Genomic DNA, 17,239 nt, shown 5'->3' on the forward strand with positions numbered 1-17,239 from the left:
AGCAAGGCCTTGCTCCCACTCAGCCCTTGCGAACCCAACGCGACTGGCGCCACGCCTGCTGCTGTGCCTCGGTCTGGAAGGTCCAGGCCACAAAGCGGCTCTGCTTCTGCCCCTGGGACATTTCCACCACCTGACTGTGCAGCGCCCCGGCCTTTTTCAAGGCGGTTTGAATCGCCGGTAGATTCGACGCCTTTGACACCAGCGTGCTGAACCACAGCACCTGGCTGGCCACCTGTGCGCTCTCGCCGATCAGTTGCGTCACAAACCGGGCCTCTCCGCCCTCGCACCACAACTCCGCCGCCTGACCGCCAAAATTCAGCACCGGCAGCTTGCGCTTCGGGTCGGCCTTGCCCAGCGCACGCCATTTGCGCTGGCTGCCCTTGGTGGCTTCCTCCAGGGAGGCGTGGAAGGGTGGGTTGCACATTGTCAGGTCGAACCGCTCGGCCTCTTCCAGCAAACCCAACAGGATCTGCTTGCGGTTGGCTTGCTGGCGCAGTTGGATGGCTTTGTTCAGCCCGTTGGACTGGACAATGGCTTTGGCGGAGGCAATGGCCGTCGGATCGATTTCCGAACCGAGGAAATGCCAGCGGTAATCGCTGTAGCCGATCAGCGGGTACACGCAGTTGGCCCCCGTGCCGATGTCCAGCACCTTCACCGCCGCCCCGCGTGGAATCGTTCCTTCGTTGTGGCTGGCCAGTAAATCAGCGAGGAAATGCACGTAGTCCGCGCGTCCTGGCACCGGAGGGCACAAGTAGTCGGCCGGAATGCCCCAATGGGCGATGCCGTAGAAGGACTTGAGCAGCGCCCGGTTGAACACCCTTACGGCTTCCGGGCTGGCGAAGTCGATGCTTTCCTTGCCATAGGGGTTGATGATCACGAACTTCGCCAATTCGGGCGTGGACTTGATCAATGCCGGGAAGTCGTAGTGACCCTGGTGGCGATTGCGTGGGTGCAGGCTGGCTTTCTCCCGCGGCACTTTGGCCTCGATGGCGGGTTTGGGCTTGGAGCGTGCTGGCTTGGGCGTGCGAGGGGCGGTCATGTGCGGGTCGATTCGGGGAGGGTTCAAAAAAGTGGCGGGTATTGTCCCACATCCTGCCCCTGCGAACCCAACTGCAACGATCGGCGCGATCTACTGTGGGAGCGAGCCTGCTCGCGATAGCGGTGGGTCAGCTTGCACCAATGTTGGATGTACCGCCGTCATCGCGAGCAGGCTCGCTCCCACAGGGGGTAAGCGTGTTCACTAGAAAGTACCAGGCATAAAAAAGGAGGTCCATCAGGACCTCCTTCTTCATTGCAAATCCCCGTTACAGGCTGGAGATCCGCGCATGTTGCTCGGCCAGCTTGCCCAAGGCCTGTTCAGCCTCGGCCAGTTTGGCGCGTTCCTTCTCGATGACTTCAGCCGGCGCCTTGTCAACGAAACCGGCGTTGGACAGTTTGCCGCCGACACGCTGGACTTCGCCCTTCAAACGCAGGATTTCCTTATCCAGGCGCGCCAGTTCGGCAGCCTTGTCGATCAGGCCGGCCATCGGCACCAGCACTTCCATCTCGCCAACCAAGGCGGTGGCGGACAGCGGTGCTTCTTCGCCAGCGGCCAGGACGGTCACCGATTCGAGCTTGGCCAGTTTCTTGAGCAGTGCTTCGTTCTCGTGGAGGCGGCGCAGGTCTTCGGCGCCGGCATTGTTCAGGAACAGGTTCAGCGGTTTGCCCGGGCCGATGTTCATTTCGGCGCGGATGTTACGCAGGCCCAGCATGAAGGTCTTGAGCCATTCGATGTCGTCTTCGGCGGCCGGGTCGATGCGGGTTTCGTTGGCCACCGGCCACGGCTGCAGCATGATCGTCTTGCCTTGGGCGCCCGCCAGCGGAGCGACACGCTGCCAGATTTCCTCGGTGATGAACGGCATGAACGGATGCGCCAGGCGCAGGGCGACTTCCAGCACGCGCACCAGGGTGCGGCGGGTGCCGCGCTGGCGTTCGACCGGGGCGTTTTCGTCCCACAGCACTGGTTTGGACAGTTCCAGGTACCAGTCGCAATACTGGTTCCAGATGAACTCGTACAACGCTTGTGCCGCCAGGTCGAAACGGAACTGATCGAGCTGGCGGGTCACTTCGGCTTCGGTGCGTTGCAGCTGGGAAATAATCCAGCGATCAGCCAGGGTCAGCTCAAAGGCTTCGCCGTTCTGGCCGCAGTCTTCGCCCTTGTCCAGCACGTAGCGCGCGGCGTTCCAGATCTTGTTGCAGAAGTTGCGATAACCCTCGACGCGGCCCATGTCGAACTTGATGTCACGACCGGTGGACGCCAGCGAGCAGAAGGTGAAGCGCAGGGCGTCGGTGCCGTAGCTGGCGATGCCGTCGGCGAATTCTTCGCGGGTGGCCTTCTCGATTTTCTTCGCCAGTTTTGGCTGCATCAGGCCCGAAGTGCGTTTCTGCACCAGGGTTTCCAGATCGATGCCGTCGATGATGTCCAGCGGGTCCAGGACGTTGCCCTTGGACTTGGACATCTTCTGGCCCTGGCCATCGCGCACCAGGCCGTGCACGTAGACGGTCTTGAATGGGACTTGTGGCGTGCCGTCTTCGTTTTTCACCAAGTGCATGGTCAGCATGATCATCCGGGCGACCCAGAAGAAAATGATGTCGAAGCCGGTGACCAGTACGTCGGTGGAGTGGAATTTCTTCAGGAACTCGGTCTGCTGCGGCCAGCCCAGAGTGGAGAAGGTCCACAGGCCGGAGCTGAACCAGGTATCGAGTACGTCGTTGTCCTGTTGCAGAGCTACGTCCGGACCGAGGTTGTGCTTGGCGCGGACTTCGGCTTCATCGCGGCCGACGTAGACCTTGCCTGACTCGTCGTACCAGGCCGGGATGCGGTGGCCCCACCACAGTTGACGGCTGATGCACCAGTCCTGGATGTCACGCATCCACGAGAAGTACATGTTTTCGTATTGCTTGGGCACGAACTGGATGCGGCCATCTTCTACCGCAGCGATCGCAGGCTCGGCCAGCGGTTTGGTGGACACGTACCACTGATCGGTCAGCCACGGCTCGATAATGGTGCCGGAGCGGTCGCCTTTCGGCACTTTCAGGCCGTGATCATCGACGCTGACCAGCAGGCCGGCTGCGTCGAATGCCGCGACGATCTGCTTGCGCGCTTCAAAGCGGTCCAGGCCGGCGTATTCGGCCGGGATCTGGCCGTCGACGCTTTCGTTCAGCGTGCCGTCGAGGTTGAACACCTGGGCCGCCGGCAACACGTTGGCGTTCTTGTCGAAGATGTTCAGCAGCGGCAGGTTGTGGCGCTTGCCGACTTCGTAGTCGTTGAAATCGTGGGCCGGGGTGATTTTCACGCAGCCGGTGCCGAATTCGGGGTCGCAGTAATCGTCGCCGATGATCGGAATGCGCCGGCCAACCAGGGGCAGCTCGACGAACTTGCCAATCAGGGCTTGGTAGCGCTCATCGTTCGGGTTCACCGCAACGGCGGAGTCACCCAGCATGGTTTCCGGGCGCGTGGTGGCGACGATCAGGTAATCCTTGCCTTCGGCGGTCTTGGCGCCGTCGGCCAGCGGGTACTTCAGGTTCCACAGGAAGCCTTTCTCGTCGTGGTTCTCCACTTCGAGGTCGGAAATGGCCGTGTGCAACTTGGTGTCCCAGTTGACCAGGCGCTTGCCGCGATAGATCAGGCCGTCTTCATGCAGGCGCACGAAGGCTTCCTTCACCGCTTCCGAAAGACCGTCGTCCATGGTGAAACGCTCGCGGCTCCAGTCCACGGACGAGCCCAGGCGACGGATCTGGCGGCTGATGTTGCCACCGGACTCGTCTTTCCATTCCCAGACTTTCTCGAGGAATTTCTCGCGTCCCAGGTCATGGCGGTTCTGGCCCTGGGCTTCGAGGCGACGTTCCACCAGCATCTGCGTGGCGATGCCAGCGTGGTCGGTGCCCGGCTGCCAAAGGGTGTTGCGGCCTTGCATACGGCGGAAACGGATCAGGGCATCCATGATCGCGTTGTTGAAACCGTGGCCCATGTGCAGGCTGCCGGTGACGTTCGGCGGCGGGATCATGATGGTGTAGGAATCGCCCGCGCCTTGCGGAGCGAAATAATTCTCGGACTCCCAGGTGTTGTACCAGGAAGTTTCAATGGCGTGCGGCTGGTAGGTCTTATCCATGCGCGGCGGGACCCTATTGGCATTTATTCAGGAAAAGCCGGGAAGTATAGCGGGCGGGGGAGATGCAAGCCACACGCAGCAAGCGAGAAGCCGGACACGGTTGAACCCTGTGGGAGCGAGCCTGCTCGCGATGAGGCCAGCAGATTCAACATCAATGGGGACTGACAGTCCGTTATCGCGAGCAGGCTCGCTCCCGCAGGATGTTCACAATGAGGCAGAGGGCGTTATTCGTACTGACTCAGCAATCGCTCCATCCGCGCATCCAGCCGGCGCTTGATCTCGGTCTCGATGTGCGGAGCGAAGTCGTCGATGACGTCTTGCATGATCAATTGCGCGGCGGCGCGCAGTTCGCTTTCCAGGTGCAACAGCGCATCGGGGCCTTTGGCCTCGGCCTTGGGCGCCGGCTTGGGTTCGGGCTGGCCGTTGATCGGCTCGAACAGCAGTGGAATCTGCTCGTCATGCTCGGGCTCGTGCTCCACCGTATCGGTCAACAGCGGTGGTTGCAGGTTGTCGTCGCCGAGCAGTTGGCGGATCGACTCGAGGTCGTCCAGCAGGTGCGTGGGCTTTTGTGGCGGTTTTGGAGTGTCCATCGTGGGCTCAGAGTCGCTGTAAACGGTGGTCTTGCAGAGGATAGCCCTGTTCGCGGTAGAAACGGAAACTCTCCCGCGCGGCTTGCCGGATGCCCGGGTCTTCCACCACCACTTCCGCCACACGGGCGAAGCGCTGGGCAAAAGGCGGCACTTTCAGGTCAAGGTTGACCAGCAAGTCCTGGTGCTGACCGCAGTCATCTCCCAGCCCGAGCACGATCAATCCTTCGGGTTCGTTTTCGGCCGGGCCATGGGGTACGAAGCTCTCGCCCTTGAAGGCCCACAGACGTGCATCGAGGTCATCGCGCTGGGCGGCATCGCTGCAATGCAGGTAGATGCGGTGGCCCATGCGCCAGGCCTTTTCGGTGAGCTTGCAGGCGAAATCCAGCCGCGCCGACGGATCGGCGCTGGGCAGGATGTAGAAATCGACTTTGGTCATTGCAGTTCCTGAGCCGCCGTTGGCGCCGCCCGAAGGCGACGCCAACGCCGGTCATCGGTGTCAGGCCTTGGCGCGGTCCAGCAGGTATTGGGTCAGCAGGGGAACCGGCCGGCCGGTGGCGCCCTTGTCCTTGCCGCCGCTGGTCCAGGCTGTGCCGGCGATGTCCAGGTGCGCCCAGTTCAGGTTCTTGGTGAAGCGCGAGAGGAAGCACGCCGCGGTGATCGTCCCGGCTTTCGGGCCGCCGATGTTGGCGATGTCGGCGAACGGGCTGTCCAGCTGCTCCTGGTATTCGTCGAACAGCGGCAATTGCCAGGCGCGGTCGTCGGCTTGCTGGCCGGCGCTGAGCAGTTGACCGATCAGCTCGTCGTTGTTGCCCAGCAGGCCCGAGGTGTGGGCGCCGAGGGCGACGACGCAGGCGCCGGTCAGGGTGGCGATGTCGATCACCGCTTGCGGCTTGAAGCGTTCGGAGTAGGTGAGGGCGTCACACAGCACCAGGCGGCCTTCGGCGTCGGTGTTGAGGATTTCCACGGTCTGGCCGCTCATGGTGGTGACGATGTCGCCTGGACGCGAGGCGTTACCGCTGGGCATGTTCTCGGCGCAGGCCAGGATGCACACCAGGTTGATCGGCAGTTGCAGTTCGAGCACGGCGCGCAGGGTGCCGAACACGCTCGCGGCGCCGCCCATGTCGTACTTCATTTCATCCATGCCGGCGCCCGGCTTGAGGCTGATGCCGCCGGTGTCGAAGGTGATGCCCTTGCCGACCAGTGCGTACGGCTTCTCGGACTTCTTGCCACCGTTGTATTGCATGACGATCAGGCGTGGCGGCTGTGCGCTGCCCTGGCCGACGGAGTAGAACGAGCCCATGCCCAGGTCTTTGATTTTCTTTTCGTCGAAGACTTCGACTTTCAGGCCCTTGAATTCCTTGCCCAACGCCTTGGCCTGTTCACCCATGAACGTCGGGTGGCAGATGTTCGGTGGCAGATTGCCCAGGTCGCGGGTGAAGGCCATGCCGTTGGCGATCGCGGTGGCGTGGGTCACGGCACGCTGAACTTCAGCCTGGGCAGCCTTGATGGTCAGCAGGGTGATTTTTTTCAGGGCGCGGGGTTCGGCTTTCTGGCTCTTGAACTGGTCGAACTGGTATTCGCCGTCCACCAGGGTTTCAGCCAGCAGGCGGTTTTTTCCGTAGCTGTCGCGACCCTTGACCACCAACTCGTCCAGCGCCAGGACGGCATCAGCGCCACCCAGACCCTTGAGGGTGCCCAACACGCCGGCGATGATTTTACGGAACGGACGGTCGCCCAGTTCGGCATCCTTGCCCACGCCCACCAGCAGCACGCGCTCGGCCTTGAGGTTGGGCAGGTTGTGCAGCAACAGGCTCTGGCCGACTTTGCCAGCCAGGTCGCCGCGCTTGAGCACAGCGCTGATGGCACCGCCGCTCAGGCTGTCAAGTTGGGTGGCGACGACGCCGAGCTGGCGGTTTTCACCGACGGCAACCACCAGCGTGGCGGTTTTCAACGTTTCTGGGCTGACGCTTTTTACAACCAGTTCCATGTCCGGATCCCTGAATGAATGGTCAAGATGCCAGGCGCCGACACAATGGCGCGCTGAGCGAGCTTCTTCTATATAAGAGAAGCGCCGGTGCTTGCCGGCGACAAAGGCCGCAGTTTGAACCCCGGCGCCAGGGCCTGACAACCCCACCGACAGCGCTAAGTTGTGGCTTTAAGCACCGGGTTAAAGCGTGCGAAGTGACAGGCGCCCCCAATCACAGGATAATGCGGCTCTTTTTTCGGCGGCGCGCTGTGGCGGGCCGGCTCGATACATTTGCTTGTTTGGCCGCCTTAGGGTTTGTATGAAAAGTCGCCGAGCGGCGATCAGGCAAGGCGAAAACAGGCGAGGAAGCGGAGTTGACTGGTTGTCAATGAGCATTCCGAGCCTGTTTTCAACGCAGCATGATCGTCGCGCAGGCACTTTTCGTACAAATCCTAGCCTGACAGCCCTGGAGTGTCTGGTGTGATCGTCTTCCGTTATCTATCCCGCGAAGTCCTGCTGACCCTGAGCGCCGTCAGCGCCGTGCTGCTGGTCATCATCATGAGCGGGCGCTTCATCAAATACCTCGCCCAAGCGGCCTCCGGTGCCCTGGATCCAGGCTCGCTGTTCCTGATCATGGGCTTTCGCCTGCCGGGCTTTTTGCAACTGATCCTGCCGCTGGGGTTGTTCCTGGGCATTCTGCTGGCCTACGGCCGGTTGTACCTGGACAGCGAAATGACCGTGCTGTCGGCAACCGGCATGAGCCAGCAACGCCTGTTTCGCATGACCCTCTTCCCGGCCACTCTGGTGGCGCTGGTTGTGGCCTGGCTGAGTCTTAGCCTGGCGCCCCAGGGAGCCAACCAGTTCCAGATGCTGATCAATCAGCAAGACGCCCTGACCGAGTTCGACACCTTGGTGCCCGGGCGCTTCCAGGCCCTGCGCGACGGGACTCGCGTCACCTATACCGAAGAACTCTCGGAAGACCGGGTCGACCTGGGCGGCGTCTTCATTACGCAAAAGAACGTGTCTTCCGACACCAAGAAGGACCGCGGCATTTCGGTGCTGGTGGCTGAGAAGGGGCGTCAGGAAATCAACCCCGACGGCAACCGCTACCTGATCCTGGAAAACGGCTACCGCTACGACGGCAAGCCGGGGCAGGCCGATTACCGGGCCATCAAGTACGACACCTATGGCGTATTGCTGCCCAAGCCCGAGGTCAGCGACGAAGTCACCGACCGCGATGCCATGCCCACCTCCAGCTTGCTGGGCAACAACGACATTCGGGCGCGCACTGAATTGCAATGGCGCCTTTCGCTGCCGCTGCTGGTATTCATCGTGACCCTCATGGCGGTCCCGCTGGCGCGAGTCAATCCGCGCCAGGGCCGTTTCCTCAAGCTGCTACCGGCGATTCTTCTGTATATGGCTTACCTGACCATCCTGATTTCCGCCCGTAGCGCGCTGGAGAAAGGCAAGATCCCGCCCGCGCTGGGCCTTTGGTGGGTGCATTCGATCTTCCTGGCGATTGGCCTCGGGTTGCTCTACTGGGAACCACTGCGCCTGAAGCTGGCCAGTCGTCGCAGCGCGCTGGAGGTGGCCCGTGGTTAAACTCGATCGGTACATCGGCAGCAGTGTGTTCATGGCGATTCTCGCGGTGCTGGGGATCATTCTTGGCCTGGCGACCCTGTTCGCCTTCATCGATGAAATGGGTGATGTCAGCGACACCTATACCTTGATGGACGTGTTGAGCTACGTATTGCTGACCGCCCCGCGGCGGCTCTACGACATGCTGCCGATGGCGGCGCTGATCGGTTGCCTGATCGGGCTGGGCAGCCTGGCGAGCAACAGCGAGCTGACCATCATGCGCGCCGCCGGTGTTTCCGTTGGTCGGATCGTCTGGGCCGTGATGAAACCGATGCTGGTGCTGATGCTGGTGGGTTTGCTGGTCGGCGAATACGTTGCCCCGGCCACCGAAAACACTGCCCAGGCCAACCGTTCCCTGGCCCAGGGTGGCGGCGACGCACAAAGCGCCAAGCATGGCCTGTGGCACCGCCAGGGTGACGAGTTCATCCACATCAACTCGGTCCAGCCCAACGGTGTCCTGTACGGCGTGACCCGCTACCGCTTCGACGACCAGCGGCACATGCTGTCGTCGAGCTTCGCCAAGCGCGCCAAGTTTGTTGAAGATCACTGGCAGCTCAATGATGTCACCACCACGTTGTTCCATGACAAGCGCACCGAAGTGGTCGCTGCGCCGCAAGAGCGTTGGGACGTGGCGCTGAGCCCGCAGTTGCTCAGCACTGTGGTGATGGCGCCGGACTCCCTGTCGATTACCGGTTTGTGGGGGTATATCCACTATCTGGCGGATCAGGGCTTGAACAACGGTCGCTACTGGCTGGCTTTTTGGGTCAAGGTGTTGCAGCCGCTGGTCACCGCAGCCTTGGTGCTGATGGCGATTTCCTTCATCTTCGGCCCGCTGCGTTCGGTGACCCTCGGTCAGCGTGTGTTTACCGGCGTACTGGTGGGTTTCACCTTCCGTATTGCCCAGGATTTGCTGGGGCCGTCGAGCCTGGTATTCGGTTTCTCGCCGCTGTTTGCGGTGCTGGTACCGGCCGCCGTCTGCGCCTTGGCCGGGCTCTGGCTGTTGCGCCGGGCCGGTTGATCAGCGCACCGATGGCGAGGGGGCTGCGGGGGCAAGGCTGTGTGGGAGCAAAGCTTGCTCCCACTTGCGCGGTGTATCAGGTACAATTCCCGGCTATTTTTCGGCGGGCCATGCCTGCAGCCTTTTTGAGTGTTGATCCGTGAGTGATTTGAGTCATATCCGCAATTTCTCCATCATCGCCCACATTGACCATGGTAAGTCGACGCTGGCTGATCGCTTCATCCAGATGTGCGGCGGCCTGGCCGAGCGTGAAATGGAGGCCCAGGTCCTGGATTCCATGGATCTGGAGCGTGAGCGCGGGATCACCATCAAGGCCCACAGCGTTACGCTCTACTACAAGGCCCGCGACGGCATTACCTATCAGCTGAACTTCATCGATACCCCGGGCCACGTCGACTTCACCTATGAAGTCAGCCGGTCGCTGGCGGCCTGTGAAGGTGCATTGCTGGTGGTCGATGCCGGCCAGGGCGTCGAGGCGCAATCGGTTGCCAACTGCTACACGGCCATCGAGCAGGGCCTGGAAGTCATGCCGGTGCTGAACAAGATCGACCTGCCCCAGGCCGATCCGGACCGCGTGAAGGAAGAAATCGAGAAAATCATCGGCATCGATGCCACCGACGCGGTCACTTGCAGCGCCAAGACCGGCCTGGGCGTGGACGAAGTGCTCGAGCGCCTGGTGACCACCATTCCTGCGCCGACCGGCAATATCGAAGATCCGCTGCAAGCGTTGATCATCGATTCCTGGTTCGACAACTACCTGGGCGTCGTCTCCCTGGTTCGCGTGCGCCACGGCCGCGTCAAGAAGGGTGACAAGATCCTGGTCAAATCCACCGGCAAGATCCACCTGGTGGACAGCGTCGGTGTCTTCAACCCGAAACACACCGCCACCGTTGATCTGAAGGCCGGTGAAGTGGGTTTCATCATCGCCGGCATCAAGGACATTCACGGTGCACCGGTCGGTGACACCCTGACCTTGAGCTCCACCCCCGACGTCGATGTGCTGCCCGGCTTCAAGCGTATCCAGCCTCAGGTCTACGCCGGCCTGTTCCCAGTCAGCTCCGACGACTTCGAGGATTTCCGCGAAGCCCTGCAAAAGCTGACCCTGAACGACTCGTCCCTGCAATACACCCCGGAAAGCTCCGACGCCCTGGGCTTTGGCTTCCGTTGCGGATTCCTGGGCATGCTGCACATGGAGATCATCCAGGAGCGCCTGGAGCGCGAGTACGACCTGGACCTGATCACCACGGCGCCGACGGTAATTTTCGAGCTGCTGCTCAAGAACGGCGAAACCATCTACGTCGACAACCCGTCCAAGTTGCCGGACCTGTCGGCCATCGAGGATATGCGCGAGCCGATCGTGCGGGCCAACATCCTTGTGCCGCAGGAGCATCTGGGCAACGTCATTACCCTGTGCATCGAAAAGCGGGGCGTGCAGCACGACATGCTGTTCCTCGGTACCCAGGTCCAGGTGACCTACGACCTGCCGATGAACGAAGTGGTGCTGGACTTCTTCGATCGCCTGAAATCCACCAGTCGCGGCTATGCTTCGCTGGACTATCATTTCGATCGTTACCAATCGGCTAATCTGGTGAAGCTGGATGTGCTGATCAACGGTGAGAAAGTCGATGCCCTGGCATTGATCGTGCACCGTGACAACGCGCACTACAAAGGTCGTGCATTGACCGAGAAGATGAAGGAACTGATTCCGCGGCAGATGTTCGATGTGGCAATCCAGGCCGCCATTGGTGGGCAGATTGTGGCGCGTACAACCGTCAAGGCGCTCAGAAAGAACGTATTGGCCAAATGCTATGGCGGCGACGTCAGCCGTAAGCGCAAGCTGTTGGAAAAGCAGAAGGCCGGTAAAAAACGCATGAAGCAGGTTGGTAACGTGGAAATTCCACAGGAAGCCTTCCTTGCGGTGCTCAGGTTGGATAGTTAGGTCCTATGTCGCTAAATTTCCCGCTGTTGCTGGTTATCGCCGTGTTCGTCTGCGGCCTGTTGGCGTTGCTTGATCTGTTGTTCCTGGCGCCGCGGCGCCGGGCTGCCATCGCCTCCTATCAGGGCAGCGTCAGCCAGCCTGATGGGGTGGTGGTCGAAAAACTCAACAAGGAACCGCTGCTGGTCGAATACGGCAAGTCGTTCTTTCCGGTGTTGTTCATCGTACTGGTGCTGCGCTCGTTCCTGGTGGAACCGTTCCAGATCCCGTCCGGCTCAATGAAGCCGACCCTGGATGTGGGCGACTTCATCCTGGTGAACAAGTTCTCCTACGGGATCCGCCTGCCGGTGATCGACAAGAAGGTCATCGAAATCGGTGACCCGCAACGCGGCGATGTCATGGTGTTCCGTTTTCCGAGCGATCCGAACGTCAACTACATCAAGCGTGTGGTCGGCTTGCCGGGAGACAAGATTCGCTACAGCGCCGACAAGCGCCTGTTCGTCAACGGCGAACTGGTGGCCGAACGGTTGATCGGCTCCGAGCCGGGCACACTGGGCAGCGCCGAGCTCTACCAGGAAAAACTCGGCGAGGCCGAACACCTTATCCGCAAGGAAATGAGCCGTTACCGCGCCGCACCGGACCATTCGTGGACCGTGCCGGCCGGGCACTATTTCATGATGGGCGACAACCGCGACAACTCCAACGACAGCCGGTACTGGGATGATCCGAACATTCCCAAGGACATGCTGGGCATGGTCCCCGACCGTAATATCGTCGGCAAGGCCTTTGCGGTCTGGATGAGCTGGCCGGAACCCAAACTCAGTCACCTGCCGAATTTCTCGCGGGTTGGCCTGATCAAGTAATCACACACGGCGCTGTTGAACACAGCGCCGAATGCATTTCTGGAGCCTGCACAAGGTTGCCCGAAGGCATGAAGCCAACGATAGTCAGGACGTCATTTTTGAACACAGCGTTAATTGTCCCAAGCCAACGGCGCTTCGCGGCCGTGGTGGTGGAATCCAGCCACGAACTCAGCGTGGGTAAACCGTGAGCGTTTCTCTAAGCCGTCTCGAGCGTCAGCTCGGCTACACTTTCAAGGATCAGGAGCTGATGCTTCTGGCTCTCACTCACCGCAGTTTTGCCGGGCGCAACAACGAACGCCTGGAGTTTCTGGGTGATGCCATCCTCAACTTCGTGGCTGGCGAGGCATTGTTCGAACGCTTCCCGCTGGCTCGGGAAGGCCAGTTGTCGCGTTTGCGCGCGCGCCTGGTCAAAGGTGAGACCCTGGCCGTGCTGGCCCGCGGTTTCGACCTGGGTGAGTACCTGCGCCTGGGCTCCGGTGAATTGAAGAGCGGCGGTTTCCGTCGTGAGTCGATTCTGGCCGATGCCCTGGAAGCGCTGATTGGCGCGATTTACCTGGACGCCGGCATGGAAATGGCGCGCGAGCGCGTGCTGGCCTGGCTGACCTCCGAGATCGACAGCCTGACGCTGGTGGACACCAACAAGGACCCGAAAACCCGTTTGCAGGAATTCCTGCAATCGCGCAGTTGCGAGTTGCCGCGTTACGAAGTGGTGGATATCCAGGGCGAGCCGCATTGCCGAACCTTCTTCGTTGAATGCGAAGTGGTCTTATTGAATGAAAAAAGCCGGGGTCAGGGTGTGAGTCGTCGTATTGCCGAACAGGTAGCGGCCGCCGCAGCACTGATTGCCCTGGGCGTGGAGAATGGCAATGACTGATACAACCGTCACCCGCTGCGGCTATGTCGCCATTGTCGGCCGGCCGAACGTGGGCAAGTCCACGCTGCTCAATCACATCCTGGGCCAGAAGCTGGCGATCACTTCGCGCAAGCCTCAGACCACCCGCCACAACATGCTGGGTATCAAGACCGAAGGCGCCGTACAGGCGATCTACGTTGATACCCCCGGCATGCACAAAGGTGGCGAAAAAGCGCTGAACCGCTACATGAACAAGACTGCTTCGGCGGCGCTGAAAGACGTCGATGTGGTGATCTTTGTGGTTGATCGCACCAAGTGGACCGAAGAAGACCAGATGGTTCTCGAGCGCGTCCAGTACGTGACGGGGCCCTTGATCGTGGCGCTGAACAAGACCGACCGCATCGAAGACAAGGCCGAATTGATGCCGCACCTGAGCTGGTTGCAGGAGCAACTGCCCAACGCCCAGATCATGCCCATCTCGGCCCAGCACGGCCACAATCTCGATGCGCTGGAGCGGGTGATCGCCGAGCACCTGCCGGAAAACGATCACTTCTTCCCCGAAGACCAGATCACCGACCGCAGCAGCCGCTTCCTGGCCGCCGAACTGGTGCGCGAGAAAATCATGCGCCAATTGGGCGCAGAGCTGCCGTACCAGATCACCGTGGAAATCGAAGAGTTCAAGCAGCAGGGCAAGACCCTGCACATCCATGCGCTGATCCTCGTCGAACGCGACGGCCAGAAAAAAATCATCATTGGCGACAAGGGCGAGCGTATCAAGCGCATCGGCACCGAAGCGCGCAAGGACATGGAGCTGTTGTTCGACTCCAAGATCATGCTCAACCTGTGGGTCAAGGTGAAGGGCGGTTGGTCCGACGATGAGCGGGCGCTGCGGTCGTTGGGTTACGGCGACCTGTAAAGCTCTTCCTGAGTGCATGAATTTCCATTGTGGGAGCGAGCCTGCTCGCGATAGCGGTCTGTCAGTCAACATTCCTGTTGAATATCAGTCCCTCATCGCGAGCAGGCTCGCTCCCACAGTGGTTTGTGGTTGTCAGTAATACTGCGTTTACTCATTGAGAGCTGCGATCCCATGCCGCCAACCCAACCCACCGCCCAACCCGCCTACGTCCTGCATTCGCGCGCCTACCGCGAAAGCAGCGCCTTGGTGGACTTTCTTACGCCCCAGGGGCGACTGCGGGCGGTGTTGCGGAGCGCGCGTGGCAAGGCCGGGACGCTGGCGCGGCCGTTCGTGCCGCTGGAAGTGGAATTCCGGGGGCGGGGCGAGTTGAAGAACGTCGGGCGCATGGAAAGCAACGGTGTTGCGGCCTGGCTTAACGGCGAGGCGTTGTTCAGCGGCCTTTATCTCAACGAGCTGCTGATCCGCCTGCTGCCCGCCGAAGACCCCCATCCCGCAGTGTTCGATCACTATGCCGCCACACTGTTGGCCCTGGCCGAAGGTCGCCCTCTGGAACCGCTGTTGCGTTCCTTCGAATGGCGGCTACTGGACGATCTGGGCTACGGTTTTGCCCTGAACACCGACCTGCATGGCGAGCCCATCGCAGCGGACGGTCTGTATCGGCTGCAGGTGGATGCCGGCCTGGAACAGGTCTACCTGCTGCAACCCGGGTTGTTCAATGGCACCGAACTTCTGGCCATGGCCGAGGCCGACTGGAGTGCGCCGGGCGCGCTCTCGGCGGCCAAGCGTCTGATGCGCCAGGCCCTGGCGGTTCATTTGGGCGGTCGGCCGCTGGTCAGTCGCGAGCTGTTTCGCAAGCCTTGATCAACCCGTATGCTGTGGGCCGAATCTCTGTCCATCTCAGGAGCGCTTTTCGTGAGCACCAGCAATCGCATTCTTCTCGGCGTGAACATCGACCATGTCGCCACCCTGCGCCAAGCCCGTGGTACCCGCTACCCGGACCCGGTCAAGGCCGCGCTGGATGCTGAAGAGGCAGGCGCCGACGGCATCACCGTGCACCTGCGTGAAGACCGCCGTCACATCCAGGAGCGCGACGTACTGCTGCTCAAGGACGTGCTGCAAACGCGCATGAATTTCGAAATGGGCGTGACCGAAGAAATGATGGTGTTTGCCGAACGCATCCGCCCCGCGCACATTTGCCTGGTGCCCGAGACACGTCAGGAGCTGACCACCGAAGGCGGCCTGGACGTAGCGGGGCAGGAAGCACGGATCAGGGCGGCGGTGGAGCGTTTGTCGAAGATCGGCGCAGAGGTGTCGCTGTTCATCGACGCCGACGAGCGGCAGATCGAAGCCTCCAGGCGCGTCGGTGCCCCGGCCATCGAGCTGCACACTGGCCGTTATGCCGATGCGCAAACGCCCACCGAGGTGGCTGAAGAGCTGCAGCGGGTAGCCGACGGCGTCGCCTTCGGCCTGGCCCAGGGCCTGATTGTGAATGCCGGCCATGGCTTGCATTACCACAACGTCGAGGCCGTCGCGGCCATCAAGGGCATCAACGAACTGAACATCGGCCATGCGCTGGTGGCCCATGCGTTGTTTGTCGGGTTCAAGTCGGCGGTGGCTGAAATGAAAGCGCTGATCCTGGCAGCCGCCAAAGTTTGATGCATACGCAGGGCCCGTGTGGGAGCGAGCCTGCTCGCGATAGCGGTCTGACATTCACCATTGATGTCGACTGACACACCGCTATCGCGAGCAGGCTCGCTCCCACAAGGGGGCCTCAGTGTATTGGGGATTCAGAGCGGCGGGGTTTCCGGATTTGGCTTGCTCTTGTCGACGCCCGGCACGTGCAGGTTGCCCTCGGCCACCTGGTCGCCTTCGAGCTGCGGCTGTGTGACCCAGGTCAGGATATCGTAGTAGCGGCGGATGTTTGCCACGAAATGCACCGGTTCACCGCCCCGGGCGTAGCCGTAGCGGGTTTTGCTGTACCACTTCTTCTGGGAAAGGCGCGGCAGGATCTTCTTCACATCCAGCCACTTGTTCGGATTCAACCCTTCCTTGGCCGCCAGTTTGCGAGCGTCATCCAGGTGACCGCCACCCACGTTATAGGCGGCGAGGGCGAACCAGGTGCGGTCCGGCTCCTCGATGCTCTCGTCCAGTTGTTCTTTTATGTAGGCCAGGTACTTGGCGCCACCCATGATGCTCTGCTTGGGATCCAGGCGATTGGACACACCCATGGCCTGGGCGGTGTTCTGGGTCAGCATCATCAGGCCGCGCACACCGGTCTTGGACGTGACTGTCGGCTGCCACAGTGATTCCTGGTAGCCGATGGCCGCCAGCAGGCGCCAGTCGACTTTTTCGGCCTTGGCGTAGTTCTTGAAATGCTTCTCATACTTGGGCAGACGCTGCTGCAAATGCTGGGCGAAGGTGTAGGCGCCGACATAACCCAGGACATCAACGTGCCCGTAGTAGCGATCCTTCAGGCGTTGCAGGGTGCCATTCTTCTGCACCTTGTCCAGGTAGGCGTTGATTTCGTTGAGCAGGCTGTTGTCTTCGCCGGGGGCCACGGCCCAGCTCTGGTTGCTGGCATCGCCCAGGTCGAAAGCGACCCGCACGTTGGGGAAGTACACCTGGTTCATTGCCACTTCGTTGGAATCCACCAGCGTCAGGTCGATCTGGCCTTCATCCACCATGCGCAGCAGGTCGACGACTTCTACCGCGTCGGACTCTTCGTATTCGATGCCGGGATATTTCTGTTTCAACTGCGCCAATTGTTCGGCGTGGGTGCTGCCCTTGAGCACCATGATCTTCTTGCCCGCCAGGGCGGCCGGGTCGGTGGGGCGTGATTGGCCGTTGCGGTAGATGATTTGTGGGGTGACTTCGAGGTAGGAGTGGGAAAATCGCACCTGACTCTTGCGTTTTTCGCTGCTGACCAGGCCGGCGGCAGCCAGTACCGGGCCGTTGGGCTTGCCCAGCTGGGTGAAAAGGTCATCGAGGTTGTCGGCGGTCTCGATTTTCAGCTCCACCCCCAAATCGTCGGCGAAACGCTTCACCAGCTCGTATTCGAAGCCGGTTTCACCATTGCGATCCTGGAAGTAGGTGGCGGGGCTGTTTCGGGTAACCACCCGCAGCACGCCATCCTCCTTCACGCGCTCCAGTGTGTTGGGTTTCTCAACACAACCACTGAGCACCAGGAAGAGTCCGGTTGCGATCAGCCACTTGGCGTACCGCGGACGCAAAGCCGTTGGGGAAAACATCTGCGCAGTATACGCAAACGGCCCCGACCGCCATATCTCGACAGCAGAAGGCCAGTCTGC

14 protein-coding genes are annotated in these 17,239 nt (G+C 61.1%); 8 read left to right on the top strand and 6 right to left on the bottom strand.

What is annotated here, in order from left to right; genetic code table 11:
- Window positions 1–19 precede the first annotated feature (19 nt).
- From rlmF to CRX69_RS09605, 5 genes are all read right to left on the bottom strand, one after another.
- Window positions 20–1,039: a 23S rRNA (adenine(1618)-N(6))-methyltransferase RlmF gene (gene rlmF, locus CRX69_RS09575; protein WP_107321924.1), complete on the bottom strand. Its 1,020-nt coding sequence runs from the start codon at window positions 1,037–1,039 to the stop codon at window positions 20–22.
- Window positions 1,040–1,304: 265 nt separating this feature from the next.
- Complete coding sequence (locus CRX69_RS09585; protein WP_047228874.1) at window positions 1,305–4,151, bottom strand: valine--tRNA ligase; 2,847 nt, start codon at window positions 4,149–4,151, stop codon at window positions 1,305–1,307.
- A gap of 224 nt (window positions 4,152–4,375) precedes the next feature.
- Window positions 4,376–4,741: a hypothetical protein gene (locus tag CRX69_RS09595; RefSeq protein WP_047228875.1), complete on the bottom strand. Its 366-nt coding sequence runs from the start codon at window positions 4,739–4,741 to the stop codon at window positions 4,376–4,378.
- A 7-nt stretch (window positions 4,742–4,748) separates the two neighbouring features.
- On the bottom strand, window positions 4,749–5,177 hold the full coding sequence (locus CRX69_RS09600; protein ID WP_047228876.1) for a DNA polymerase III subunit chi: 429 nt from the start codon (window positions 5,175–5,177) through the stop codon (window positions 4,749–4,751).
- A 60-nt stretch (window positions 5,178–5,237) separates the two neighbouring features.
- On the bottom strand, window positions 5,238–6,728 hold the full coding sequence (locus tag CRX69_RS09605) for a leucyl aminopeptidase (protein ID WP_047228877.1): 1,491 nt from the start codon (window positions 6,726–6,728) through the stop codon (window positions 5,238–5,240).
- A gap of 459 nt (window positions 6,729–7,187) precedes the next feature.
- Here CRX69_RS09605 and lptF point away from each other — a divergent pair, with 459 nt between their 5' ends.
- The 8 genes from lptF to pdxJ all read left to right on the top strand — a co-directional run bounded on the left by lptF (window position 7,188) and on the right by pdxJ (window position 15,587).
- Window positions 7,188–8,309 (top strand): LPS export ABC transporter permease LptF, encoded by a 1,122-nt coding sequence (lptF, locus tag CRX69_RS09610; protein ID WP_047228878.1) that lies wholly within the window; start codon window positions 7,188–7,190, stop codon window positions 8,307–8,309.
- Window positions 8,302–9,363 carry an LPS export ABC transporter permease LptG gene (gene lptG / locus CRX69_RS09615; protein ID WP_047228879.1) on the top strand — a complete coding sequence of 354 codons (1,062 nt, stop codon included), beginning with the start codon at window positions 8,302–8,304 and terminating at the stop codon, window positions 9,361–9,363. The genes lptF and lptG overlap by 8 nt, the downstream gene beginning before the upstream one ends.
- A gap of 139 nt (window positions 9,364–9,502) precedes the next feature.
- Window positions 9,503–11,302: a translation elongation factor 4 gene (lepA, locus tag CRX69_RS09620; protein ID WP_047228880.1), complete on the top strand. Its 1,800-nt coding sequence runs from the start codon at window positions 9,503–9,505 to the stop codon at window positions 11,300–11,302.
- A 5-nt stretch (window positions 11,303–11,307) separates the two neighbouring features.
- Window positions 11,308–12,162 (top strand): signal peptidase I, encoded by an 855-nt coding sequence (lepB, locus tag CRX69_RS09625; protein WP_047228881.1) that lies wholly within the window; start codon window positions 11,308–11,310, stop codon window positions 12,160–12,162.
- A 184-nt stretch (window positions 12,163–12,346) separates the two neighbouring features.
- A complete protein-coding gene (gene rnc, locus CRX69_RS09630; protein ID WP_047228882.1) occupies window positions 12,347–13,036 on the top strand; it encodes a ribonuclease III in 690 nt (229 codons plus the stop codon).
- A complete protein-coding gene (gene era, locus CRX69_RS09635) occupies window positions 13,029–13,931 on the top strand; it encodes a GTPase Era (protein ID WP_047228883.1) in 903 nt (300 codons plus the stop codon). The genes rnc and era overlap by 8 nt, the downstream gene beginning before the upstream one ends.
- Window positions 13,932–14,102: 171 nt before the next feature.
- Window positions 14,103–14,792 carry a DNA repair protein RecO gene (recO, locus tag CRX69_RS09640; protein WP_047228884.1) on the top strand — a complete coding sequence of 230 codons (690 nt, stop codon included), beginning with the start codon at window positions 14,103–14,105 and terminating at the stop codon, window positions 14,790–14,792.
- A 9-nt stretch (window positions 14,793–14,801) separates the two neighbouring features.
- Window positions 14,802–15,587 carry a pyridoxine 5'-phosphate synthase gene (gene pdxJ, locus CRX69_RS09645; protein ID WP_218575751.1) on the top strand — a complete coding sequence of 262 codons (786 nt, stop codon included), beginning with the start codon at window positions 14,802–14,804 and terminating at the stop codon, window positions 15,585–15,587.
- A 131-nt stretch (window positions 15,588–15,718) separates the two neighbouring features.
- Here the strand turns inward: pdxJ and mltF are convergent, their stop codons facing one another.
- Complete coding sequence (gene mltF / locus CRX69_RS09650) at window positions 15,719–17,179, bottom strand: membrane-bound lytic murein transglycosylase MltF (protein ID WP_047228886.1); 1,461 nt, start codon at window positions 17,177–17,179, stop codon at window positions 15,719–15,721.
- Window positions 17,180–17,239: the final 60 nt, after the last annotated feature.

This window comes from Pseudomonas rhizophila, from assembly GCF_003033885.1.
In the GTDB taxonomy this organism is placed as follows: domain Bacteria; phylum Pseudomonadota; class Gammaproteobacteria; order Pseudomonadales; family Pseudomonadaceae; genus Aquipseudomonas; species Aquipseudomonas rhizophila.